The sequence below is a fragment of the Psychrobacter urativorans genome (assembly GCF_904846695.1).
In the GTDB taxonomy this organism is placed as follows: Bacteria; Pseudomonadota; Gammaproteobacteria; order Pseudomonadales; family Moraxellaceae; genus Psychrobacter; species Psychrobacter urativorans.
In genome coordinates this window covers 461,234-487,478 of the sequence record NZ_CAJHBR010000001.1, presented here as the reverse complement: position 1 = coordinate 487,478, position 26,245 = coordinate 461,234, and the positions used below count along the sequence as shown (strand labels likewise).

The following is a 26,245-nucleotide window of genomic DNA, read 5'->3' as shown; positions in this document are numbered from 1 at the left end:
TCTGTAAGTTAAAACTTATGCGTGAACAGTAGCAACAACACCAGCGCCTACAGTACGGCCGCCTTCACGAATAGCGAAGCGAAGACCTTTGTCCATAGCGATTGGGTGGATAAGCTCTACGCCCATCTCAACGTTATCACCAGGCATTACCATTTCAGTACCGTCTTGTAATTGGATTGCGCCAGTTACGTCAGTAGTACGGAAGTAGAACTGTGGACGATAGCCGTTTAGGAATGGTGTATGACGACCACCCTCTTCTTTTGACAATACATATACTTCAGCGTCAAACTTAGTGTGAGGAGTGATAGAACCTGGCTTAGCTAGTACTTGGCCACGTTGCACGTCTTCACGCTTAGTACCACGTAGTAGTACACCACAGTTTTCGCCAGCACGACCTTCGTCAAGCAGTTTACGGAACATCTCAACACCAGTACAAGTGGTTTTTTGAGTGTCACGGATACCAACGATTTCGATCTCGTCACCAACTTTAACGATACCAGACTCAACACGGCCAGTTACAACAGTACCACGGCCAGAGATTGAGAAAACGTCTTCGATAGGCATTAGGAAAGGCTTATCGATTTCACGCTCAGGCTCAGGGATATAAGTGTCTAGGATACCTAGCAATTCTACGATAGCAGGCTGACCGTATTTTTCTTGTGAGCCTTTTAGCGCTTCAGTAGCTGAACCATGAACGATTGGCGTGTCATCACCTGGGAAATCATAGTCGCTAAGTAATTCACGAACTTCCATTTCTACTAGTTCTAACAACTCTTCGTCATCAACAACATCACATTTGTTCATGAATACGACGATGTATGGAACACCAACCTGACGTGAAAGCAAGATGTGCTCACGAGTCTGTGGCATAGGACCATCAGTAGCTGATACTACAAGAATAGCACCATCCATCTGTGCCGCACCAGTGATCATGTTTTTAACATAATCGGCGTGACCTGGGCAATCAACGTGAGCGTAATGACGAGCTTCAGTGTCATACTCTACGTGACTTGTGTTAATCGTAATACCACGTGCTTTTTCTTCTGGAGCTGAGTCAATAGACGCGTAGTCTTTGGCTTCGCCACCTGAAGTGATAGCCGCAACAGTTGCAATAGCAGCCGTTAATGTAGTTTTGCCGTGATCAACGTGTCCAATAGTACCGACGTTGACGTGTGGCTTTTTGCGTTCAAACTTGGCCTTTGCCATGGGTATTTCCTCTTTTATTGGTGAATCTTTATGCTTAAAAAACAATAAACAGTAAGATTAATGAATAGCTATTTGACGGCTTATGATAGATTTAAAACCATCAAACCGTTGACGCTATGGCTTATCTAGTAAATAGGTTTATAAACTTAGCTAATATATGGGTACGAGACTGATTTTTTCAATCTTAGTATCCATTTTTTGTTCAGTAACATATTATTAGCAAAAACTCTAAATCAATATTATTTTTTAGCAAGCGACTAGTTAATCATTATCACTAATCATCAGGGTTGCTAAAAGTCGTTTATTATCGTTAATGCTTAACGTCAAAAAAGCAAAATATATGCTACTGACAGCACTAAAAGGCAACACCTCGGTGTCACCTTTAATTTATCACTACCGAATTGACTTTATGTTTTTTGATGATGTCATAGGCTTTATAAAGCGATTCATCCCAACCGATACTAGTATGTCGAAAACAATGTCGATCACTATATCGAAAATAGATTATAGCAGCTTAATAAAGTAAACATCATAAGCTTTAATAATAAATGGAGCTCATATTGAGAATTGAACTCAAGACCTCTCCCTTACCAAGGGAGTGCTCTACCGCTGAGCTATATGAGCATATTTTTAAATGACTGACAAATTAGCTGACAGCTTATAAAAAAATATCACGAAACAATTCATAAAAGCTGATTGTCGTGATTAATTATTGGGTGGTTATTTTGACAGTATTTATCTAGATCACTTATGGCACATATATGGAGCGGGTGGCGGGAATCGAACCCGCGTCATTAGCTTGGAAGGCTAAGGTGTTACCATTATACCACACCCGCAATGGCTCTATATTAAACGACTTAAGAGCGTGCTTGGCGCTAGGATAAACTTTAAAACAATATGGTGGTGGGAGAAGGATTCGAACCTTCGAAGCTTTCGCGACAGATTTACAGTCTGTTGGGTTTGACCGCTCCCCAATCCCACCTTAGGTTACTTTGAAAGAAATGGTGCCGACTGCCGGGTTCGAACTGGCGACCTACGCATTACAAGTGCGTTGCTCTACCAACTGAGCTAAGTCGGCTTGTTCTTTCAAAGTGGTGTGTATTCTATCAAATATATTATAAAACACAACCCTTATTTCTATCTTTTTATCACTTTATTGAAATTAATTTTTAAACGTTTGATTACACTGCCTTTTTTTGGTAAAAAAATATCGTAATTAGCCGTTAGTTTTTAATTTAACTACCCTAGTAATTACTAACATGAGTAACTTAGGGTAGTACTGCCTAAATATTAACGAATTCGTAAACCATCACAAGCCATTTTTACTGCTTTTACCAACGCTAAGGCTTTTTTGTTAGTTTCATCCCATTCCGCTTCTGGGATTGAGTCAGCAACTACTCCTGCCCCTGCTTGGATATGTATTTTGCCACGACGCATTACTGCAGTACGAATCGCTATAGCGGTATCCATATTACCATTCCAGCCTAAATAGCCGACTGAGCCCCCAAATACTGTGCGGCGTACTGGCTCAACTTCATCGATGATCTGCATGGCACGAATTTTGGGTGCCCCTGATAGCGTACCAGCGGGAAAAGTAGCACAGAACACATCTAGGGCATCTTTATCAGGCAGTACTGTACCTTCAACATTAGAGGCAATATGCATCACTTGTGAGTAACGCTCAATAAACATCTTCTCAGTGACTTTGACGCTGCCATATTCACAGACACGACCTATGTCATTACGCCCTAAATCAATTAGCATCAAATGTTCGGCGATTTCTTTGGTATCTGACAGCAGCTCTTTTTCTAAGGCCAAATCTTCGGCCTCATCTATCCCACGCTTACGGGTTCCAGCGAGCGGTCTTACCGTCACTTTACCGTTTTCGATGCGGGATAAAATCTCAGGCGAAGCGCCAATAATATCGAAACGTTTATGGTCATCTAAAGTGTAACCGTGAACCAAAAATAGATAAGGCGATGGATTTAAGAACCTCAAGGCACGATAAACGGCTAATGAATCCCCCTTATAATCAGCGGTCAAACGCTGTGCAGGCACTACCTGCATTACGTCTCCAGCAAAGATATACTCTTTTATTTTATTAACATCATTACAGTATTTTTCTTTACCCGTTTGCGAGACAAACTTTGGTGTAGGCATAATTGGCGCATTTAAATCCGGCATTTCTGCTAATTTATCTTCTATTTTTTCTAACTCACGGATAGCGGTGCCGTAGCCGTCCTCAGTATTACAATCAGCGTACACGATGATAGATAGCGTGTTTTCTAAGTTGTCGAAAACAATCACACTCATCGATAGCATCAACCACATGTCGGGTAATGACATAGTATTCGGGGCATTAGATAGGCCCACACTAGGCTCAATTACTCTAACCATGTCGTAACCAAAATAGCCGACTAAGCCGCCACTAAAACTAGGTAAAGCAGCCACTTCATCTTCTGTTGGCATCTTATACTGCTTCATAAGCTGACGAATATAATCAAAAGGATCTGCTACTGCATCGCTATCGATTTGGTCATCTTTTTTGATAGTCATGATGCCATCAGCGTACTGCAAGATTAGATCACTACCTAAGCCAATCATCGAATATCGTGCCCAACGCTCCCCGCCTACTACTGACTCAAACAGATAAGCTGAGCCGCTCAAGTCTCGCACTTTAGAGAACACAGAAACGGGTGTTTGAGCATCCATTAGTCGTTTCTTCACTAAGGGAACATGGCTATAACCTCCATGTTTAAAGGCTTGATATTCTTCAAAGGTCATCATAATCGACAGTCTCTTGACACTACATTTATAAGATATAAGCGTGACACGCTATAACGAAGGCTTGAATACAAATTAAAATAGGCTATTAGGCCATAAAGTATGTGACATAGTTAAGCCCGCCAGTATAGCAAAACTAGCGAGCTTTATAAGTAATGAGGGTTACTAGACGGTATTTAAAGTAGGCCTGCGTTTGCCGAGCTATTAATAGTGTCTTAAGAGCTCAGAAGTAGTCGAATAAACGTCTCTACTCCACTCTAGAGACACTTTTATATACTAACTAGGCTAAGGCCACAATAGCAGGTATTCAGTCGCTACTGCAGCACTCCTTACTAGCGGTTATTCATTGAACAGAGCTATAGGATAAGAAAGTTACGCACCGCCCATATTGAACAGCCATAAGGCTAATCCCACAATGATAATCGCAATAAATACCCAAATAAACCAAGTGCCACTAGGCTTTTTGTCTGAATGCGCGCCATTGGCTGAGTTATCCAGGGCTTGATCCATAGCATTGTTGCCTTGGGTACCTAAGTCGCGACCTTGGCCTAAATTAGCGGTCCCTGAGAACTGCCCAGTTGCCGCTTGTTTCGCTCGCAATACATCTGGATCGGCTTCTTCTTGCAGCGCGGTGGTGGTAGTCTTGTCATGCTCAGGACTAACTACAGGCTGTTGATAAGCGTCTGGCTCATGGATAAGCGGCTCATCGCTCACTGCTGCACTGTTTACCGCCTCGCTAGTCATAGGCTTACTGATAATAGGTTCGCTAACCACAGGCTCTTTGACTGGCAACGCTGCTGCTAAGGGCTGTTTAGGCATTTCATCGGCAAGCACTTTTTCTTGTTCAGTAGCCAAGCTCGGCATAGCTGCTGAGGCCAATACCTCGGCTATCATAGTCGATTTGACTACTGGATCTGTCGATGGAGTCACTAAAGGTGGTTCGACTATCGGTTGCTGAACTAATGAGTGCTCACTAACTTCCTCAGTGCTAACTGGTTCAGCAGTCTCAGTGGCTAACGCATAGTTTTCTAATACCGTCTCTTCAACTACACTTGGCTCTACTGTGGCTGGCTCTATTACTGGAGTAGTGATAGTGTCCGTTATTGCAGTGCTCGCCGTTCCAGCCGATAGCTTTTCTATATCGTTATAAGTGTCGTTGCTGTTGACTGTCTCAACGCTATTAACTTCAGTAACAGTATTAACATCAGTGGCAGTATTAACATCAGTAACAGTATTAACATCAGTAACAGTATTAACATCAGTGACAGTATTAACATCAGTGGCAGTATTAACATCAGTGGCAGTATTAACATCAGTGGCAGTATTAATACTAGCATCAGCATCTACATAAGCTTCACTAACTACATCGACTTCATTAAATAAATCGTCTTCACTAACCGCATCAGCTTCAGTAACTATATTAGACTCAGTAACTAGATCAGCTTCATTAACCCCATCTGACCCAGTAAGCAAATTAGACTCGCTAACCATACCAGCTGCTGGGGTTGTCACTTTAAAACTAAAGCTAGCAAAGCCTAGAGTATCGTTGACTTGCACCGACGTGGACTGATTACTTTCGATACGTTCATCATTGATGAAAGTGCCGTTAGATGAGGCTAAATCTTTAACATATAACTCGCCATTTAACACGCTGAGTAGGGCATGGTTACGCGATACTTCTTTACTGCCCAACACCACATCATTATCAGTGCCACGGCCAATTGACAAGCTATCAGTAACGGTTAATGTTAAGTTACCAAGCGCTTCGGTCAGCGCATTTAGCTGCCAGCTTAAACCTTGTTTATCGCTATTCGATGAATCCTGTTGACCCAATTGATCACTCATTGTCTTGCTCCTTGATTTTGATTTAACTTTTAAATGTTTTTAACTACCCTGTAACGGTTTATCGATAGCTTTTGTGGCGCCTTATTATTTTGCTAAAAAACTAGGTTTAATGATGCCGCTAAGCTTAGCATAAGGAATGCTTAATACTGGCATACCATAAGCATAAGGGCCGATATCATAATGCTGATAGCGAATATTAACCCCTTTATCTGTTAGAGTCACATTATCACTCAGAGTAAAAGGCCAGTTTTTTTCATAGTTACTGACATCTTCATCAACTGTTTTAACCCACTCTTTATAGGCCTGATAAGCCAGCGCTTTAAAGCGTGATTGCTTACCTGGTTGCAGCATGTCTGCCAGTGTTACTTGCTTTTTACTATTAACATCAAATATTAAGTACTCGCTAAGCGGCATGCCATGAGCACCACCAGTGAAAACATAAGAGTTGATCTCAAACAGCTCAAAATCTTCAGTTTGGGTCGACTTTGTACTACCTTGCTGTACATGACCCTGCTGTACATGACCCTGCTGTACATGACCTAAGTACTCAGGCTTAACCAGTAAGCTATAAGACCCTGAGCTATCAGCTGGCATATCTTTAAACTGCGACCGGGCAAAGTCATCGATAGCTAACTTTGCCGCTTTTATAGTAGTCGATTTATTGACTGGCGACTCACTAGGCTTACTATTGATCACCAAATTATTAATACGAGCGTTAACTATGTTATTGATCCAATCATGATTAGTCTTAAGATATTTAACCTCAATCTCTGGGCAGTTACTTTTTTTATAGCATTGATCTTGGACAGTCTTAGGCAGCTCATAATCAATATATTCTGTGCTGCTAATAAGAGTGCTAGCGTTAGCAGAGAGGCTAAGTAATGAAAAGCATCCCATAACAGACGCTAATAAACAGCTTTTGAAAAAGCCAGCGTTTGTCTTATGATTATTAAGCAATAGATTAAATAACATTGTAAACTCTACTAGTGAATTGATTAATAAATAGCTTGCTTAGTTCTTATAATCATAGCCTATCTATAAATAAATCTTTGTTTGAAATGTGTTGATAGCTGGTAGTGCGCTCAGCGCTCTATAGCAGTGTTTGAGTTGAGACACGGTCGCAGATTAGCGACTAATTATAGAAAATAGCTGATGAAGAAGATACCGTTAGCATGCCTTTTGACTGATGTCTAAGTTGAGGCGATTTTTGGGCTTATGCAGTCAATAGTTATTGTGCTCCTACCTTGTGAGTGATGCTAACCGGTAATATGGTGATAACCTAAGAGTGTTAATACTGAGAGTCGAGACTGAATCCTTACTCTCTGATTAGCGTCAAGCTGATACTACCTCTAATAGTCTAATTTGAGTAGTTCCATTATAGCAGTCTGTTTTGAGTGGTCTGTTAATAGGTTTAAGGGTGCAATAGCTGGTTCCCTTGGGGTATACCCAAAATAGCGCCTAGTCTGTTACTTGAAAAACCTCCTAATTTTCTAAACAAAACGAGCGTAGTAATTCCTTCCTATTTCGCCTTTTTCTCATAAGATGTAGGAATAATTATTGTCGTTAAATTATGAATCGTTAATGGAGTTGCCAATAAAGAGGAGTGCCATAAACCTTGGCAAAATAATCAATTAGCGTTCTTACATTTAGAGAAACATGACGAGTATGAGGATAGAGAGCAGCGACATGCTGAGATGTTGTTTTGACTGCCGAACCATAATTAGGTAGTAGCTTAATAAGCTCACCGCTTTTCAAATACTCACCGATCAGCCAATCTGGAAAAAGCACGATTCCCATCCCTTTGAGTGCAGATACCAATAAAGATTCTGCATTATTAGACATCAGTAAAGCAGGCGCTAAGAATGGCGTCCAACCTTCATTTCCTGTCTTAAAAAGCCAACGGTTAGGCCCTGTTGAACCTTTATATACTAGGCAGTTATGCTGCGTTAGATCTGCTGGCAATTGCAATTTACCGTGTGTGCCTATGTACGCTGGAGAAGCGGCAAGATGATAGGTTTGCTCTCCAAAAATACGCGCATGAAAGGCGGAATCATTTAGGGTACCGATTCTAAAAATAATGTCTGTTGCATAATGATGTGGATCAATAAAGTCATCGGTTAAACTCAAATCTATCTGTAATTTAGGATACTGAGCACTAAGCTGTGGCAGCCAAGGAGCGATATGTCGCTGTCCAAAAAATACGGGGGCGTTGATTCTAATTAAACCACCCGGTTCTAATGTCCTATCTTGAAGCTCCTGCTGTGCTGCATTCATGCTTTCAGTCATAGACTTTGCATAGCGCATAAATACATTACCTGCTTCAGTAGGAGTAACAGCGCGTGTATTACGGTAAAAAAGCTGCTGCCCCAGTGAATCTTCTAACTGCTTGATGATACGTGACACTGTAGAAGCTGACACGCCTTCTTTTCGAGCCACCACAGAAAAGCTCTGAGCGTCAAAAACCTCTATAAAAAACAATAGTGTTTGTATGTTGATGGTATCTACCGTATTCATTTGTGCAACTTATGCAAAGGTCATTTCTGTATTATAGCGTTTTTTAATGGGTATATAGTGCTGTAAGCTACAGCGCATTGCTCATTAAGGATTTTTTCATGCAAATTTTATTGATACTCATTGTTGTTTTAGGCGGTATGGGGCTATCCGTTGAGGCGGGGTTACTTGGGCCTTTAGGGAGTGAAGTAGGCGAGTTGTGGGCGACATTGAGTATTTTTGGCGTTGGCGCTGCTCTGACATTTTTTTTGATGTTGTTTTTTAGTCCGCGAGATAGCCCATCCTTTTTCTCACAGCCGCCTTTACTGCTAGTTGGTGGTATTTTAGGGCCTGTTTATGTGGTGGTATTAACCGTGGTGACGCCTGTTATAGGTATTGCGCTGACGATGATTGGCATACTGGCTGGGCAAGTGTTTCAGAGTTTACTCATAGATCATTATGGTTTGTTTGAGACCATGGAGCGAAAAATAGACAGTAAACGCATTATTGCTTTATTTTTCATTATTGCCGCACTTATTTTTATGGCAAAAGGATAACCTAAATGATGCTTATTTTAATGATTGTATTGGCAATAATTGGCGGCGCGGCTTTAAGTGTTCAGGCAGCATTAAATGGTCGCCTTGGCAGTAACGTTGGGGTGTTTAAAAGTGCTTTTTTAACCTTTTCTGTGGGTGCGGTTGTGACCGCGTTGCTTATTTTCTTTTTTGAACCTAGCCATACTGTGACTTTGATGGATGTCCCTAAATGGCAACTACTTGGCGCTTTGTGCGGTGTTCCCTATATTGTCATTATGGTGGTTGCGGTCCAGCGTATTGGAACTGCTGTGGCAACGGTAGCCGTTATTTTTGGTCAGCTGAATATGAGTGTGTTGATTGATAATTTTGGTTTGCTTGGTAATGAGGTCATTAGCCTTTCAAGTAGTCGAATGAGTGCTTTGGTTTGTTTGGCAATTGCGCTTTATTTTATTTATGCGAGTAGCAAGTCTGAGCCTAAAGAGGCTCAGTAGCTCATATCTATTGATCGCTGTTAACTATAATTTTTTAGGTCGCAGCTACTAGGTTGTAGATGTACCGCTGTTGAATTTCTGCAGAATGATATCTGCACACTGTTCAGGTGCTTCCATTGGCAGAATGAGCTATGCTGAAGTAATTCTAGAAACTAACATGAAAGTCTTTAACCAGACAGTTCAATGGTAATAACATACGCTGACGATTTCATAGTGATTAAATTGATATCTAACGCTACCAGTTCGACTCCTGTATAGCGCATCGAACATCAATATTATACCTCGTGGAAAAGTAGCAGAAGAAAATCAGGAAAACCAAATGTCAAATGATCATAATATTCTGGATAATATAAATATATTAAATGACCCGAAAATAGATATGATTACTAAGAATAGCATTGCTATTTCCTTATCTGAGACAGCAGACAAAAGAGTCTTGTATTGCTTACACGATCTTATAAACAATCCTCTTTATAAAAATATGAGGGGCACGTTCGTGTACTGTTTAAGAAGTTTTCCATCAGAAGACTCTTTTAGTCTTGCTATAGAGCTAGTTTTGACTGGAAATTTTGAAGTAGCGCATGAGGCTTTTGAAATACTAGACAACGTTAAAGAAAAAATTGATCAAGAAGTTGTAAGAGCTAGCTACGATAAAATTGCAACATTTTATGAAAATAATAGGGAATATGAGGAATGGCGTAAATTTCTAATAGAAGATCTTATGAGTATGTTCGACTAACTGTGAAATATTTAACGAAGATTACTTATCTAAATGTGTATCTAATCTTGGCAGTTCAAGTCCTTGAGCTTTGTTCCCCTAACATTGATTAGGGTAAATAAAAATAATGATTCAAAAGCTCACGGTATGTACACAACGAAGTACACCGCGACTACCTAAATAACTAAAACTATTGATATTGTTAGTACACAGCCAAGGGTTCAAGTCCTCACTAGGGAACCGAACCAGTGAAGGAGCTCGATTGGTTCGGTGTAGCTATACCCTAATATGATAAGACCTTTAAACGAATCCTTACTAGAAAATCGTGTTTGTTTCTATAACGGCATTTTCACTGAAATCCATAAGAAAACCTACTACAGCTTATTTTTTGCCTTAAATGGTTCTGAAAACTGAAGTATTAGAAAGTTGACAACTGATAATATTATTGCTATTTCATAACGCCCATAGGCCACTGATATTCCAATAGCTGCGGTATTCCATAAACTTGCGGCCGTCGCAGTACCTTTTACAGTATTGTCACCTTTAAAAATAGCACCGCCACCGATAAAGCCCATACCCGTAATAATCGCATACATGATTCTCGCTTCAGGCTCCGATCCATGATAGATATCTACAGCAACTAGCATGAAAGCGCAGGATGCAATACTCACTAATGGAAAGGTTCTCAGTCCTGCACCTTTATCTTTCATTTCACGATTAAGAGCAATCGGTAGTGAAAGGACAAAGGCAATTCCTAATTGAATAAAGTGATACCCTAACAGTTTTAAGCTCAAATCAAATTCAAACATAGCTGATCTACTCTCTAGAAATAAGTGATTACACAAAAAAATGTGATAATACCTAAAAATAAATATTTTGATAGTTAAGATTTTTTACTATTAATAGAGTCAGACTAAAGTTATGAATAACAGTAGCAAGTAGATCATTTGCTGCTAATACTTACCGCTATAAAGCTAAAGGTAGTCAACGGTCGAGACCATATATCTAGAGCCACTCCCTAAAGAAATTTAGCAAAAAAAAAAACTTATAAGATGTAAAAATAAAAATCTATTCGGCTCAATTTGAAGGATAGATAAAATGAAGAAGACTAGTAACATAGCTTTGTTTTCGTTGATAGCTTTGCTTGTTTTAGCTTTTGGTATCGGGCTGTATGTCCTTTATCAAGGCTATCTGGTAATTTTATATTCTGTCTAGTAGCTGATTTTAAGCACATTAAAACAGTGGTTATTTACTCAGCAGGCAACCACAGCAGTAATCCTTTTTTGAATAGCTAAGGCCGCTTATCTGAATTGAGCCTACAACAGACTGACTCAAATCATAAAACTTTCGAGTTAATCGCAACAACTACCTAAGGCGAACCACTAGAAACTAAGTTCTAAATCAACAATTTATACTGTAACTTCTAGCTAACTATAATAACCAAATAACCAAATAACCAAATGACCAAATGACCAAATGACCAAATGACCAAATGACCAAATGACCAAATGACCAAATGACTTACACTAGCTTGTGATCTAAAAAATTAGCTACTCATATCCTCATTAATATGGCCAATTTCTATAAACCCCGAACTTACTAGAATAATTATTTAAACCCATAAAAAAGACACGATAAACGTGTCTTTTTTTATACTGATCATTACTAAATATTAGTGCTCACGAGTATTGCTAAAAGTCACTTCTGGATAGCGCTCTTGCATCAGCTGCAGATTCACTCTTGATGGGGCTAGATAGGTTAGATAACCACCGCCATCAATCGATAACTGGTCATGAGCTTTGCGTTTGAATTTCGCTAATGCCACTTCATCGTCACAATGAATCCAACGTACCGTAGCAATAGATACTGGCTCAAAAGTACATTGTACTTTGTACTCTTCTTTTAGTCGGTGAGCTACTACTTCGAACTGTAGTACCCCAACTGCACCTAAGACTAAATCGTTATTGATCTGTGGCATAAATACTTGGGTAGCGCCCTCCTCGCTCAGCTGCTGTAAGCCTTTTTGTAGGGCTTTTGACTTCAGTGGATCACGTAAAACTACTCGACGAAAAAGCTCAGGAGCAAAATGTGGAATACCGGTGAAGTTCAGCTCTTCCCCTTCAGTAAAGCTGTCACCGATAGAGATAGTACCGTGATTATGCAGACCAATAATATCACCAGGATAAGCCTCTTCTAAAGCCTCACGATCACCAGCCAAGAAAGTTAGAGCATCGGCAATACGCACGCTTTTATTTAGACGCACATGCTGTAGTTTCATACCTTTTTCGTATTTACCTGAGCAAACACGTAAAAACGCTATACGGTCACGATGACGAGGGTCCATATTGGCCTGAATCTTAAACACAAAGCCGGTAAATGCCGTTTCAGTAGCCTTAACCTCACGCTCCTCAGTGGGATGCGCTTTTGGTGGCGGCGCATACTTAACTAAGGTATCAAGTACCATATTGACCCCGAAGTTACCTAAGGCCGTACCGAACAACACTGGCGTCATCTCACCCGCTAAGAACGACTCGACACTGAAATCTTCTAGCGCCATTTGCACTAGCTCTAACGACTCTTCAAAGGAGGCAAACATCAATGCCCCTAAGCGCTCGCGAATGTCAGGATAGTCATAACCATCACGAGTCTGCGCTACGGTGAGATCACCGCCATGGCCTTTTTCATAAAGGTAGGTTTTGTTTTCCGTTAAATGATAAACCCCAATGAAATCCTGTCCCATACCTATAGGCCAAGTCAGTGGAATACATTTAATCTTCAATACTGATTCAATCTCACTTAATAGCTCAAGGGGCTCACGAATCTGTCGATCCAGCTTATTGACGAAGGAGATGATAGGCGTATCACGCATCCGACACACTTCCATCAATTTGATGGTTCGTTCTTCAACACCTTTTGCCCCATCGACCATCATCAATGCACTATCGACGGCAGTTAGAGTACGATAAGTATCTTCACTGAAATCGGCGTGACCGGGCGTATCTAGCAGGTTAACCATACTATCTTGATAAGGGAACTGCATCACTGAGGTAGTGATAGAGATACCACGCTCTTGCTCCATACTCATCCAGTCAGAAGTCGCATGACGGTCAGTCTTACGACCTTTGACTTCGCCTGCCACCTGAATAGCTTGACCCCATAATAGGAGCTTTTCGGTCATGGTGGTCTTACCAGCATCAGGATGCGAGATAATCGCAAAAGTACGGCGTTTAGCAACCTCGCGGGCAAGCTTAGCTGGAGAGATGTTATTGTCTGCGCTCATAATCGGTAACTTATGGTTAAATTTCGGAAGGAAATAGCAATATTTAATAAAGAGTTTAATAATAAATAGGATAGATTTTAGTGGGCGTATTGTAGCGGATTTATGCTTAACATGCTATTTTTGCCAACTATCTTAATGGTTCTAGTAGCCACACAACCTTATCAATATAAGACAAAAAAACCTTACCTTCAAGGCTCTATAAAGTTAGTATTTGCTGCCTTTATATGGGAATTTTTGAGCTTATCCTAGTAGTGGTAGCACTTGCATATAAGGCTTGGCTGATTATTTTTTTGCGATTATCAAAGATTTATTCTACAGCACACTTACAAATTAGTAGCTTAGAGTTACCACGCCTACATAGTGTGATGACAAGGGTTTGCTATTCTTAGCAATGTATTCTACTGTTATTCATTAAACGCAGATAATATATTAAGTTTTAACTAAAGCCTATTTACAACAATAAACTCATATAAAAGGACATATCATGAAAACATTATATTCTACCAAAGGAACGGTTACTGGTGGTCGTACAGGTAAAGCTAGTCTGCAAGACAGTGATCTGACTATCAATATGGTCGCACCAGGATCTGGTAAAGAGGGCAATAATCCAGAGCAACTATTTGCAATGGGTTATGCCGCTTGTTTTGATGGAGCGCTTGCGGCTGTTAAAGGCATGGAAAAAGCTAAATTTGATTCTACCACTGAAGTTTCAGTAGATTTACTACAAGGTGAAGGCCACGACTATCAATTGGCGGTAAAAATTCATGTTAGCGCTGAAAACACAGAGCTATCAGCGGAAGAGTTCCAAAAACTAGTCGAAAAAGCCAATGAGGTCTGCCCATATTCTAAAGCTACCCATGGTAATATCGATAGCGAAGTCACTTCTGAAGTGAAGTAGTCGTTCTCATTTATAACCTGTTAATAGCATCATAGAACTATAAAAGTATTAGCATACCTGCTATATTTAATAAAAGAATCCAGTCAGCACTGGGTTCTTTTTTTATGGGCATATCTTTTATGGGGGTAGCTCCTTAATAGACACATCGTAACTATTGAGAAGTTCGGCAACTACTGATTTTATGGTTATAATAGAGACATCTTTTTATCTGATACTTACTTTATCTGATACCTAATAATAAGTGACCTTTATGACTGAGCACACGACTGACAAAATGGACGACCGCAACCACAACTCACATCAAGCGCTCGATCCTAAAGCCTTGCCAAACTTCGATACTATGCCCAATGTCGCGACTATGTCTACTAGTCACGTGGACAAAAACCAACCGCCCTTTATCTTAGTGGATGGGTCTTATTATCTGTTTCGTACTTATCATGCCTTGCCAAAAACCATGCAAACCTCGCAAGGACTGATCACTAATGCTATCCGTGGCACCCTCAACGCCTTGCTAAAGCTGATGCGCCGTTATCACCCGACCCATATGGCGGTCTGCTTCGATACTAAGTCACCGACTTTCCGCCATCATATGTCTGCTGATTACAAGGCTGCTCGTCCCCCTATCGATATAGAGTTAGTAGAACAGATTCCTTATATCCATCGTTTAGTGACGGCATTAGGCTTGCCCCTGTTACGCATTGAAGGCGCAGAAGCTGACGATATCATCGGTACTCTGGCTCATCGTGCGGTGCAACAAGGTCATCATGTGGTGATCTCTACTGGCGACAAAGATATGATGCAATTGGTCAATGACTGCGTCATATTGGAAGACAGCTTTACAGGTAAAGTAACAGACACCCAAGCGGTCATCGAAAAATTCGGTATCAAGCCTAGTCAAATGATTGATTTTTTAACCTTAATGGGTGATGCCTCTGATGGTATTAAAGGCGTCCCTGGCATCGGTAAAAAGACTGCCAAAGATTTACTAGTTGAATATGGTGATATTGACAATATGTTAAAGCATATTGGTTTTATTAAAGGTCGCGGTGCAAAAGGTTTGATTGAGAACGCTGATGATATTCCTTTCAATGCAAAACTGGCTACCATCGTCACCGACTTAGATATTGGTCAAGACTGGAACGATTTAAAAATAAATACTGACCCTTCAGCTCATATCGATGAATTACGTGAGCTCTACCATGAGCTTGAGTTTAGAAACGAGCTCGCCTCTCTCGATCATCCAAATCATCCCGCCAACGCTAATGAGCATGGCTCGCAAAGTGTAGCAGACAGTCAAGCCAACGCTGAATCACAAGCGCAAGTTGCCAAAGCAATGCAATCGATACAGATTGATAATGTTAAAAACAGTGGTAGCCAAGATAAAGCTTGGCATACTATTTTAGACATGCCAGCTTTTGACAGCTTAGTGGCGCAATTAGAAGCTGCGCCGCACTTCGTTATCGATACTGAGACTACTAGTGTCTATTGGCGTAAAGCGCAAATCGTTGGCTTATCTTTCGCCATGCGAGCGCATGAAGCCTACTATATCCCGCTCACGCATAGCTTAGAGGGTGATGAATTAATAGCCAAACAGCTTGATCGTGATACAGTATTAGCTCGCCTAAAACCTATATTAGAAAACGCTAACATTGGCAAAATTGGTCAGCATCTCAAGTATGACGCTCATATTTTAAGTCATTACGATATAGACTTAGTTGGTAAGATTCATCAAAGCAGTCATAAAGGTAGTGATAAAAATAACTGGACAATGGACACTATGCTCGCCAGCTACGTCATTAATGCGGCGATTACTCGTCATGGTATGGATGACTTAGCCCGCTACTACCTACAGACTCAGACTATCAGTTATGAAGATGTCGCTGGCAAAGGCGCTAAGCAAGTAACCTTTGATCAAGTCGCTATCGATATAGCTAGTGATTATGCTTGTGAAGATGCTGATATTACTTACCAGCTATTTGAGGTGTTTAGTAACAAGTTAGCCGAGGACGCTAACAATACTAAACTACTGCATGAGTTAGAAATTCCAACTGCTGAGATCCTTTGCCAAATGGAAGCTGAAGGTATCTTGATTAAGCGTCCTTTCTTAAATGAGCTCTCAAAGCGCTTTGATGAACAAATTATCGCTTTAGAGGCGCAAGCTTACCAAGTGGCTGATGCAGAGTTTAACTTAGGCTCACCTAAGCAGCTCGGCGAGATGTTGTTTGATAAGCTTGGCGTTAGTGGTGGTAAGAAGACTAAGTCAGGTCAGTACTCTACTGGCGAAGCCGTATTATCTAAAATTGACCATCCCCTAGTCGATATTGTGTTGGAGTATCGCAGTCTATCGAAGCTAAAAAGCACTTATACCGATGCCCTCGATGCGGTTGCCGATAGCGAGACTGATCGCGTACATACTAGCTACCATCAAGCATTGACTAGTACGGGTAGACTATCATCTACTGATCCCAATCTACAGAATATTCCTATTCGTACCGCAACTGGCCGCCTTATTCGCCAAGCCTTTATTGCACCCGCAGGCCGCGTCATATTGGCAGCGGATTACTCACAAATTGAGCTGCGCCTGATGGCTCATTTCTCCGGCGATGAGAATTTAACTCGTGCCTTTAATGAAGGTTTGGATATTCATACAGCTACTGCCGCTGAAGTATTAGGCAAAGCGATTGATGAGGTCACTGCTACTGAACGCCGCAATGCTAAAGCCATTAACTTTGGCCTATTGTATGGTATGAGTGCCTTTGGCCTCGCCAAGCAATTACAAATGAGCCGCGGTGAGGCGCAAGACTATATCGATATGTATTTCAACCGTTATCCTAGTATCAAAAAATATATGATAGATACCCGGGCTAGCGCTCATGAGCGAGGCTATATTGAGACTATATTAGGCCGCAAACTATACACCCCTGATATCCATCATAGTAACCGTATGGTTAAGCAAGGTGCCGAACGTGCCGCTATCAATGCTCCACTACAAGGCTCAGCGGCTGATTTAATCAAGCTGGCGATGATTGCGGTAGATAAAGTATTACCTAAAGCCAATGCTAAGATGTTATTACAAGTACATGATGAGCTGGTATTTGAAGTAGATAGCGATAAAGCAGCTGAAATCAGTCAATTGATTAAAGACGCCATGCAAAACGTATTGTCAGAGACGGCAAAAGGTATGGGCTGGGATATAGATTTTGCCGTGCCGTTACTCGTTGAGACAGATATTGGTGCTAATTGGGATGAGGCGCACTAAAAGTATGCGTATCAATAGCTAAGTTTGGCGTAAAGTGGGTTAGTTTTTTCAAGCTTTTAAAAAAGGCTCATACAAAACTAATCCACCATTCCTAATATTCATATATTTAAGAGTATATTTGCTCATCCACTTTACACTGCTTAATCCCTGCTAAATAAATCATCGATTGGGTCAACTACAGGATTGAAAATATCGTTAAGATCTCGAGTTTCTCTATAAGACTCAGCTCCTCTCTCATTATCTGCTTCTCTATCTATATTGTGATTAATAATGCGATCAACATCTAGTGACTCTAAAATTTTTTCAAACTCTGTATCATCTAAATAAAGTCCACAATCTAACTCATTTATTAATTTTTCGATATAGTCATAAATATGTTGAACTTCTATCTCAGATTCATAATATACGTTTTCAAAGTCATACCCTTCAATTGCCCAATCAGTGATTACCTCGCACAAGAAGTCAATAACTTTTTCTTTAAGTAAATAAGCTAAATTATTTTTGGAATCTATAAGTTCGATCAGCTTAGAGATTTCTTTAAAATCATCGAAATCAGCATCTTCCAGCGACTTGGAAATTACTAACAAAAGGTAAGCATCATCATTTGCAAGAAAGTCATGACTTACAGCAAGTTGAAAAACCTTTAAAGAACGCATTCCAAATTTTTCAAACAATCCAATAGGATAAGCTCTTATTATCCTCTCAACTACTGCTTTGACTTCAGTCGTATCAACCTCTGACATTTCTACTAATTCAAGTGTATATTTTTCAATACTTAGCATAGAAGCTAACTCAAGATTCAATAAATTTTTTAGTATTTCTCTAAAGTCAAAATTAATCTCTTTATTGTCAGATAATTTTTTAAGATTTGATAAAGCATTATGGGTTCTTAAGCAGCTCATTAACTTTGATACATAATCAGCTCTATTAAAGTATTCTGAAATTACGAAGTCAGCAATTGAAGGATTAAACAAACTGTACGTGACTTGTCCATCTTGACTTATATTTCTATTCAATACTGAGCCTGCTAATCCTCGCATGATATTATCAACTGTAGGATATTCGGAGGTAATATCTAATCCTGACTCTTTTAAATTGGTCAATAATGCAACTATCTGTTCTTCACTAACTGGACTTCCGTTTAATACAATAGCGATCACTATATGCCTATCCAAATCACTGATTTGCGTCTGTATCATGCCACGCCAAATATCTTTTGGGTTATCAAGAGACTTTTGAATGTAATCCCAATAATCCTCAGGACTGGCTTCCTTCTCAACTTTGATAGTATCAGTAATGAACTCAATCAACCGTGGATTGAAATTTTTGTGTGAGATGATACTTCTATAGCGCTTATCAATATATATTTGCTCAACAAACTCCTCAGACAAATCACCAAAGTAAATGTGATTATAAAGAATTTGTGCTCTATCAAACTCTGTCAGAGACTGAATCCTTATCTCATATTCATTCCTATCAAGGTTACCTTGTTCGAATTTTTCTGACAGTCTTTTCCCTTGATTCAAGATATTTGAACGAGTCGTTAAAATAAATCGTTTAGAGCTACCCTTACTTACTCTCTTCATAAAACTTACAATATGTGAGTCTTGCTTTGCATCTATTGCAGATAAGAAGTTACTTCCTAAAAAGTCATCAAAATAAAATATTTGCTGTAATTCAGGGTTATATAGTTTTTCAGCCTCAGTAATAGACTCATGAACCACAACTAACTGATAACCTTTAGCAGCATATTCAAAGCACAATTGTTCTGCTAGAGTAGTTTTACCAATTCCAGGCTCGCCATTAATAATGATACTGCCAAGTTCTTCTAGCTTTTCGAACGCATTTTTATGATTTTCAGTTCGCACGTACTTAGATAGAAACTCTTGAATCTCTTCCAATTGAAAACCACTTCTTCCCAGTATATCGTTAGACAAAATTGACTGTAGAACAGTGGTACTTGCTAACCACAGTTGATAGTGCTGACGCTCTACATCTGGATATTTGCCCAACAAGCTATTTATATCTTCCTTACCAATTATGTCAGACTCGCATTTGATATAAGGATTAAAAACATTGAATATATCTTTTTTATTTTGAGCTGATAGTTCTAACGAAGTGGCAAAAATATACCTACTAGGTTTAAGTATCTTAACTTTAGCAGCTTCAGTTTTTTTGCATTCTGCTATTAACTTAGCAATACCCGATTTCAGCCAGTGCTTACATTGTATAATTACAACATCATTAGCGATATTTCCTTCAAAAAAACGCCCATCGATTCCACCATCTTTTCCCGCTTTAAACCTTTCAATTTTTACACCTAATTCTTTAGCTAGTAAATCGACAGTTAGAATCTCAAATTCTTTATCATTAAGAGTTTCAAAGGTGTAATCACTCATAAAACTTGTATCCATTGAGATCTATTAAATTAGGCTTTAGCATACTCTAATATCCAGTTAAAAATAAAATGTCAAATAAAATAAGGTCTATTCAATTATCATTGTGTATGTTCTATATACTATTAAAATACGACTTAAGCCTTACAATAAAGTATGCTGTTTGATTACTTGATTCTGTACTTAATAAATTATAATTTTGATAAATTAAGCACTTTCAACAACTAAAAAAGGATAAACATGAACATTCTAATAACAGGTGCATCACGTGGTATCGGCTTAGCGACCGCTAAACGTCTAGCGGCCAAAGGCCATAGCGTTGGCTTATTCGATATTGATACCGCTGAGCTTGAGCGTGCAGTTACCGATAAAGCCTTTAAAAAAGCCCTAAAAGCTAAGCGCATTGTACAGGGTCATCTCGATGTGACTGATCCCGAGTCTTGGGATACGGCTATCGAGCATATGGTTAATAATCTTGGCGGTATAGATACGCTGATTAATAACGCTGGCGTGCTAGTTAGCGGTACCTTGCCAAGCACTAATTTGGATAAACAGCTGTCGTTAATCGATATTAACTGTAAAGGAGTATTGATCGGCTGTCATAAACTAGCGCCACATTTGGCCGATAGCAAACAAGGTAAGATCATCAATCTATCTTCGGCTTCTGCTATCTATGGTCAGTCTGAAGTTGCCCCTTATGCCGCCAGTAAGTTCTTTGTGCGCGGTCTCACTGAAGGGCTAAACATTGAATATGCTGAGCTGGGTATCAAGGTGATCGATGTGATGCCTTTATGGGTTAAGTCTGATATGACTAAAGACATTAGCGTGACTAGTATCGATCGTCTCGGCATTAACTTAACTGTAGAAGATGTGGCAAAAAAGCTAGCTAAACTGAGCACTTGTGCGAATCGCAAGCTAAAAGCTACCCATTACCCTATCGGCTTGCCAGCAAAAGTATTGCAAAAGGCCTCACAAGTCGCACCAGATCCAATCATGCGCTTTGTTAACAGTAGAATTGGTACTAAGTAAGTCTTTAGCTTACAATAAACTTATACTGAACAGGCGGCTATCAAACATTGGTAGCCGTTTTGCTTGTTAGAGTCATAATTAAAATTATAATTAAAAATAGTAGCTACCTTACATTGTTTGCACATCTTTTCACAGCTTACTACTAGCAGTGACTGTTTTAACGTTGCACACTAGCAAATAAGGTATTACTACTATGAAACAAGCGCTAACAATAGGCTATAAAAAATCAGCTGACTAATAAGGAATTACTTATGGATAACTCAAAGCAACCTCTTGCTGATGAGATGAATGAAATCGCCAGTCACAAAAGTAGCGATATGGATCGTGATGACCAACTGATCGATTTAGACAATGACATGCTGCATACTATTGATAATGACGAGATGATTGATGACAATACTGGTTTTGATAACTCGCAAGCTGGTAGTGGTGCGACTCAAGGCCTGACTCCAATGCATCGACAGAATATTGATGAGTCGCGTATTGATGAGCTATTAGTAGAGGATAATTTGGATAATGACAATTATCCTGACATTGTCGATATCGCTGACAAAGAAGCTGCTGAAATGACTAATGGCGATGATTTATAAATCATAATGAAGCTAGTATAAAATAAGCCTACTTTTATCCTGATGATAAGTAGGCTTTTTTATAGCTAGTGTTTAAACTAAATCAGTTTTTATACTAATTTAGGCCACCGATAATGATTGATCCGTCCAAACACTGCGGTAGCTAGTATAGTAAGTAATCATTGCTACGGGAACGACTACTAGCAGACCCAGTCCTAGCGTAAACACGATAAGTAATGAGCTGATAATCATAAGCGCAAATACAAAAACCAAAAACGGCACTATGTTTTTTAGGCAACCCTTTAAGCTCATTTTCATGGCTTCAAAAGGCTTACTGTTATGTAGTACCACTAATGCAGGCGCAAACCAAATGGACATTGTCACTGGTAGAATTATTATCATACCCAAGATCATGACAATAATTAACCTTACACTATCACCACTACTTAACTGATCGATAGAAGCAGTATTTTCACCTAATGACAAAAAGACGCCTAAGAATAGAGCGGTAATAGGAATAAAAGCGATAATGAGCGCTACTATATATAACAAGCATAAGACAATAAGCGGCATCGAATGCGTCTTAAAAGCCGAAAAAAGATGATTAAACCTAAGCTCTTCGCCCGCTACTTGTGCCGCACATCCTTTAATAATGCCGCCAACAAATACAAAGGTAATCAAAGCAAACAGGAGGTTTATAACTGGTTATCACCGATATAATCATATAAACCAAGCCAATCCCTATCCATAATAAAAAGTTCTTTTTAAATATGGCAAAAGCTTGAGTAATCCAGCCTATGCCAGCACCTGCATTACATTGGCGCGGTGCCGATAATAGCTGAGGTAATAAGCTGCCATAGTTGTCAAGAGGTGGTAGATCTGGTGGCTGGTTAGGGAGAGAGCCACTAGATTTTTGTAACGATATGCTCGGATTTGGATCACTAGGTAATGACATTTTTGGTTTCCAAGTTACTATAATCGATGATGGAACTTACTATTTTCTACAGTCTTGCACATTCGTCGATTAAAACACAGCTCTTTGACTCATATAATTATGTTAAATGTAGATAAAAAAATACCGAACATAGTGTCCGGTACTTTAGCTAGTCTATTTTATTTTATCTAAGCCCAGCCATCTAACGTGCCTGCCCAGCCTTTGACTAAGGGTGCCGACATCGCTTCTAATAAATCTATGTGCGCCTCATCGAAGTTAAGTGCAGGAATATAATGATATTCCTCGCCGCCCGCTTCAATGAAGTTCTCACGGTTTTCAATCGCTAATTCTTCTAGAGTCTCTAGACAATCCGCTGAGAATGCTGGACTGAGAATTTGCACTGACTTCACTCCAGACTTCGCCCACTCATCCAATACCACATCAGTATAAGGTTTGACCCACTCTTGCTTACCAAAGCGTGATTGGAAACTGATAATCCACTCATCTTCGTTTAAGCCCAGCTCATGTGCTACTTGAGCAGCCGTACATTTACAACGTCTAGGATAGGGATCACCTTTATCCATATAAGGCTGCGGAATACCATGAAAACTAAACATCAACTTCTCAGGCTTACCGTGCTTAGCTTGGAAGCGACGAATACTATCTGCTAAAGCCTTGATATAAAGAGGATGGGCGAAATAGTCTTTTACGATAGTGATATTGGGCAAATTACGCTGCTTAAGTGTCCACTTAGTTATGGCATCATAGACTGCGCCTGTTGAGGTCGCTGAATACTGTGGAAACACCGGTAACATCACAAAGTGATCAACACCTTCGCTACGCAATTTGTCCATGACCTCAGGTAGACCGGGGTTGCCATAGCTCATCGCCGAATGTACAGACACGCGAAATGGAGCGGCCTCGTTAACCAATCGTGGCTCTAATCGTGCCACTTGCTCATTTAATATTTTACGCATTGGTGAATCACCATCCCAAATACTGGCATAAGCAGCCGCTACTCGCTTGGGGCGGCTAGGCAACACAAACAGATTTAGGATAATCGCCCATAAGAACTTTGGTATCTCAATCACCCGAGGATCTGACAGAAACTGACGTAGATAACGTCTTACGGCTGGCGCAGTCGGCTCATCAGGGGTACCAAGATTGATCAATAAGACAGCGATACGTGGGGGCAATTGAGGTTTCATAAAGGCACATTTTCTTAGAGGGTAGAGGATTAACCATAAACAAACTATCTTGCTGGATTATAGTAGAAAACAGTTTAAGGTAATGGTAATTAGTGTAGCATTTTATCGCTGACAGCCGCAGGGTAAAAACCAATAATCAACTATTAAAATATCCTGATAAATAAACAGTTAACGCAGAGGTTGTACTCATTAGCGCATCGCCATACAATAGACGCACCACCTTTTTCTAGTGCTTTACTTTTCTTTTATTGATGACTGTCGTCTGCGAGGTAGCTTTGAGAGCACGTCCCGATCCTTCTAGTGAGTTTACAGCCACTGAACGCTCTACCCCTAATAATGCCACTGATTTATCAAATTCGGCACAATCCGCTGATTTAAATGATTCGCTTGAATCGGCTGGCTCAGTCGGCATTGTCACCCCTCAGACTCTACATTTCGCTGAACCGCTGACCTTAGAGTGCAACCGTACCTTACCAGCGTTTGATTTAGTGTACGAAACTTATGGCACCCTAAATAATGATAAGTCAAATGCGATCTTGATCTGTCATGCGTTATCAGGCAATCATCATGCTGCCGGCTTCCACAGTGAAGCTGACACTAAGGCTGGCTGGTGGGACAATATGATTGGCCCTGACAAAGCAATAGACACTAATAAATTCTATATAGTCAGTGTCAATAACATCGGCAGTTGCTTTGGCTCTACTGGTCCCACCACTATCAACCCTGACAGTGTTGATTCAACAGATAGCGCGCCACAAGTATATGGGCCTGACTTTCCTTTGATTACTATCAAGGACTGGGTCAAAACCCAAGCTATGCTCTCAGACCGTCTAGGTATTGAAGTTTGGCACGCGATCGTCGGTGGCTCTATGGGCGGTATGCAAGCGCTGCAATGGTCAGTTGATTATCCCGAGCGCCTAAAACGCTGCGTAGTGATTGCTTGCACCCCGAAACTATCGGCACAGAATATTGGCTTTAATGAAGTCGCTCGTCAATCGATCCTATCAGATCCTGACTTTAAACAAGGACGCTACTTGCAAGCTGGTACTTATCCTCGTCGTGGCCTTATTCTAGCAAGGATGGTTGGCCACATTACTTATCTGACTGATGATGCGATGAAAGCCAAATTCGGTCGCGATCTTAAGTCCGGCAAATTCATGTATGGCTATGATGTCGAGTTTCAGGTTGAGAGCTACTTACGTTATCAAGGCGAGCGGTTTAGTGAAAACTTCGATGCCAACACTTATCTGCTGATGACTAAAGCTTTAGATTACTTCGACCCAACTCGCGGATTAGTCACCAAATCGTCAGCGCCAGCCGAAGACTCTTTAGCAGCTGCTAGCAATAGTGGCAATGAGATGACGCAAGCGAATGAAGCTAGCTTGCAAAACCCTGATACTCATCATGAACACAACGATCTAAAAGCGGCGTTTGCTCATACTAAATGTCAGTATCTAGTAGTGTCATTTACTACTGACTGGCGCTTTGCCCCTGAGCGCTCACAAGAGATCGTCAATGCATTAATGGCTACTGGCAAACCGGTCAGCTATATCAATATCGATGCTCCCCACGGTCATGATTCGTTCTTGTTTGATATTCCACGCTATATGGGCGCCGTTAGAGGATTTTTGACTGCTCCTTTTATCGCAGCTAGTAGTGCTGCACCAAACACCGCCCTGACAGGAGCACGCTCATGAGAATGGATCATCAATTAGCTGAGCGCTGGATTGCCCCTCAGTCGTATGTGCTTGATTTAGGTTGCGGTAATGGCGAGCTGCTAGCACATTTACAACACAAGCTTGGCGTTAGCGGTTACGGACTAGAGATCGACGAAGATAAGATTAATGAAGCAATTGCTAATGGACTGTCAATCGTCGAGCAAGACCTTAACGATGGTTTGGGACGTTTTGCTGATAACAGCTTCGATACGGTAGTAATGGCACGAGCGCTACAAGCGGTCAAAGCCCCAGATGAGCTCCTACTCGATATGTTACGAGTGGGGCGCGAGGCTATCATCACCTTTCCTAATTTTGCTCATTGGCAAAACCGTCTGCATCTAGGTCTCAAAGGTATGATGCCCGTATCGGAGGCACTACCTTATGAATGGTACGACACCCCCAATATACATCTATGTACCTTTAAAGACTTTGAGCAACTTTGCGCGCAACAGGATATTGATATTATTAACCGCTTTGCAGTTAGCGATTCAGATAGGGGTCATTCGCCTTTAATGACGGCTCTAATCCGCCAAGCGCCTAACTTGCTCGCTGATGTCGCTATCTATCGAGTTACTAAACGTCATAAATGATAGCTTGGCTAAATTAGCCCTCTTAGCAAGTATTTCTTACTAGACTGTAAGTGGTTTCTAACTGCCGTATAATTATTTTGTAACTATTTAAAAATAGCAGCACTTATTTCAAAACTTAATAACCTCATGATTTTATTAGAAAGAATTTGATAAAAACTACTGTTAAACCTCGTAATTAGTATTTGAGTTTCGTAACGTTGGGTGTTAAGCTAGTTAAATCTTGTCAATAGCACCCCTTTTGCTATTACTTATCTGTTTTATGACTAGCAATTTTTAGTAAGTTTCTAAAGCTGC

Annotated in this window: 20 protein-coding genes and 4 tRNA genes; 9 read left to right on the top strand and 15 right to left on the bottom strand. The window is 40.3% G+C overall.

The features are described from left to right. Positions 1-15 precede the first annotated feature (15 nt). The 9 genes from tuf to JMY09_RS01980 form a co-directional block, all read right to left on the bottom strand. A complete protein-coding gene (gene tuf / locus JMY09_RS02020) occupies positions 16-1,206 on the bottom strand; it encodes an elongation factor Tu (protein WP_201621893.1) in 1,191 nt (396 codons plus the stop codon). A gap of 549 nt (positions 1,207-1,755) precedes the next feature. Next, positions 1,756-1,830 (bottom strand) — tRNA-Thr (locus JMY09_RS02015). A 138-nt stretch (positions 1,831-1,968) separates the two neighbouring features. Continuing rightward, a tRNA-Gly gene (locus JMY09_RS02010) sits at positions 1,969-2,042 on the bottom strand. 62 nt (positions 2,043-2,104) lie between these two features. Beyond that, a tRNA-Tyr gene (locus JMY09_RS02005) sits at positions 2,105-2,188 on the bottom strand. Between the two features lie 20 nt (positions 2,189-2,208). Beyond that, a tRNA-Thr gene (locus tag JMY09_RS02000) sits at positions 2,209-2,284 on the bottom strand. A 212-nt stretch (positions 2,285-2,496) separates the two neighbouring features. After that, entirely contained in the window at positions 2,497-3,993 is a 1,497-nt protein-coding gene (gene trpE / locus JMY09_RS01995) for an anthranilate synthase component I (protein WP_201621892.1), read from the bottom strand. A 369-nt stretch (positions 3,994-4,362) separates the two neighbouring features. Beyond that, positions 4,363-5,835 (bottom strand): FHA domain-containing protein, encoded by a 1,473-nt coding sequence (locus tag JMY09_RS14480; protein ID WP_227677106.1) that lies wholly within the window; start codon positions 5,833-5,835, stop codon positions 4,363-4,365. Between the two features lie 84 nt (positions 5,836-5,919). Next, on the bottom strand, positions 5,920-6,732 hold the full coding sequence (locus tag JMY09_RS01985; RefSeq protein WP_227677105.1) for an RsiV family protein: 813 nt from the start codon (positions 6,730-6,732) through the stop codon (positions 5,920-5,922). Between the two features lie 681 nt (positions 6,733-7,413). Next, a complete protein-coding gene (locus tag JMY09_RS01980) occupies positions 7,414-8,349 on the bottom strand; it encodes a LysR family transcriptional regulator (RefSeq protein WP_201621890.1) in 936 nt (311 codons plus the stop codon). A 98-nt stretch (positions 8,350-8,447) separates the two neighbouring features. On the opposite strand from JMY09_RS01980, the gene JMY09_RS01975 reads away from it, so the two are divergent. The 3 genes from JMY09_RS01975 to JMY09_RS01965 all read left to right on the top strand — a co-directional run bounded on the left by JMY09_RS01975 (position 8,448) and on the right by JMY09_RS01965 (position 10,091). Beyond that, entirely contained in the window at positions 8,448-8,882 is a 435-nt protein-coding gene (locus JMY09_RS01975) for a DMT family transporter (protein ID WP_201621889.1), read from the top strand. Positions 8,883-8,890: 8 nt separating this feature from the next. Further along, a complete protein-coding gene (locus JMY09_RS01970; protein ID WP_201621962.1) occupies positions 8,891-9,352 on the top strand; it encodes a DMT family transporter in 462 nt (153 codons plus the stop codon). 319 nt (positions 9,353-9,671) lie between these two features. Continuing rightward, positions 9,672-10,091 carry a hypothetical protein gene (locus JMY09_RS01965; protein WP_201621888.1) on the top strand — a complete coding sequence of 140 codons (420 nt, stop codon included), beginning with the start codon at positions 9,672-9,674 and terminating at the stop codon, positions 10,089-10,091. Positions 10,092-10,444: 353 nt separating this feature from the next. Here JMY09_RS01965 and JMY09_RS01960 read toward each other — a convergent pair whose 3' ends face one another. Both JMY09_RS01960 and JMY09_RS01955 read right to left on the bottom strand, forming a co-directional pair. Then, positions 10,445-10,879 carry an MgtC/SapB family protein gene (locus JMY09_RS01960; RefSeq protein WP_201621887.1) on the bottom strand — a complete coding sequence of 145 codons (435 nt, stop codon included), beginning with the start codon at positions 10,877-10,879 and terminating at the stop codon, positions 10,445-10,447. Between the two features lie 863 nt (positions 10,880-11,742). Next, positions 11,743-13,350 carry a peptide chain release factor 3 gene (locus JMY09_RS01955; protein WP_201621886.1) on the bottom strand — a complete coding sequence of 536 codons (1,608 nt, stop codon included), beginning with the start codon at positions 13,348-13,350 and terminating at the stop codon, positions 11,743-11,745. A gap of 484 nt (positions 13,351-13,834) precedes the next feature. Here JMY09_RS01955 and JMY09_RS01950 point away from each other — a divergent pair, with 484 nt between their 5' ends. Then, complete coding sequence (locus JMY09_RS01950; RefSeq protein ID WP_201621885.1) at positions 13,835-14,248, top strand: Ohr family peroxiredoxin; 414 nt, start codon at positions 13,835-13,837, stop codon at positions 14,246-14,248. A gap of 274 nt (positions 14,249-14,522) precedes the next feature. Further along, positions 14,523-17,507, top strand: a complete 2,985-nt coding sequence (gene polA / locus JMY09_RS01945; RefSeq protein WP_201621961.1) for a DNA polymerase I — start codon at positions 14,523-14,525, stop codon at positions 17,505-17,507. A gap of 140 nt (positions 17,508-17,647) precedes the next feature. Here polA and JMY09_RS01940 read toward each other — a convergent pair whose 3' ends face one another. Continuing rightward, positions 17,648-19,906, bottom strand: a complete 2,259-nt coding sequence (locus tag JMY09_RS01940) for an nSTAND3 domain-containing NTPase (protein WP_201621884.1) — start codon at positions 19,904-19,906, stop codon at positions 17,648-17,650. A 237-nt stretch (positions 19,907-20,143) separates the two neighbouring features. Between JMY09_RS01940 and JMY09_RS01935 the strand changes: the two genes are divergently transcribed. After that, entirely contained in the window at positions 20,144-20,932 is a 789-nt protein-coding gene (locus JMY09_RS01935) for an SDR family NAD(P)-dependent oxidoreductase (protein WP_201621883.1), read from the top strand. Between the two features lie 251 nt (positions 20,933-21,183). Further along, positions 21,184-21,522, top strand: a complete 339-nt coding sequence (locus tag JMY09_RS01930; protein WP_201621882.1) for a hypothetical protein — start codon at positions 21,184-21,186, stop codon at positions 21,520-21,522. A gap of 99 nt (positions 21,523-21,621) precedes the next feature. Here the strand turns inward: JMY09_RS01930 and JMY09_RS01925 are convergent, their stop codons facing one another. From JMY09_RS01925 to hemH, 3 genes are all read right to left on the bottom strand, one after another. Beyond that, positions 21,622-22,182: a BPSS1780 family membrane protein gene (locus tag JMY09_RS01925; RefSeq protein ID WP_265087985.1), complete on the bottom strand. Its 561-nt coding sequence runs from the start codon at positions 22,180-22,182 to the stop codon at positions 21,622-21,624. Continuing rightward, on the bottom strand, positions 22,148-22,456 hold the full coding sequence (locus tag JMY09_RS01920; RefSeq protein WP_201621880.1) for a hypothetical protein: 309 nt from the start codon (positions 22,454-22,456) through the stop codon (positions 22,148-22,150). Before JMY09_RS01920 ends, JMY09_RS01925 begins: the two co-directional genes overlap by 35 nt. A 167-nt stretch (positions 22,457-22,623) precedes the next feature. Continuing rightward, the gene (gene hemH, locus JMY09_RS01915) at positions 22,624-23,643 is read right to left on the bottom strand and encodes a ferrochelatase (protein ID WP_201621879.1); all 1,020 of its coding nucleotides are present in this window, start codon (positions 23,641-23,643) and stop codon (positions 22,624-22,626) included. Positions 23,644-23,918: 275 nt separating this feature from the next. On the opposite strand from hemH, the gene metX reads away from it, so the two are divergent. Together metX and metW are read left to right on the top strand one after the other, a co-directional pair. Beyond that, positions 23,919-25,340: a homoserine O-acetyltransferase MetX gene (gene metX / locus JMY09_RS01910; protein ID WP_227677104.1), complete on the top strand. Its 1,422-nt coding sequence runs from the start codon at positions 23,919-23,921 to the stop codon at positions 25,338-25,340. Further along, positions 25,337-25,951 (top strand): methionine biosynthesis protein MetW, encoded by a 615-nt coding sequence (gene metW / locus JMY09_RS01905; protein WP_201621877.1) that lies wholly within the window; start codon positions 25,337-25,339, stop codon positions 25,949-25,951. The genes metX and metW overlap by 4 nt, the downstream gene beginning before the upstream one ends. Positions 25,952-26,245: the final 294 nt, after the last annotated feature.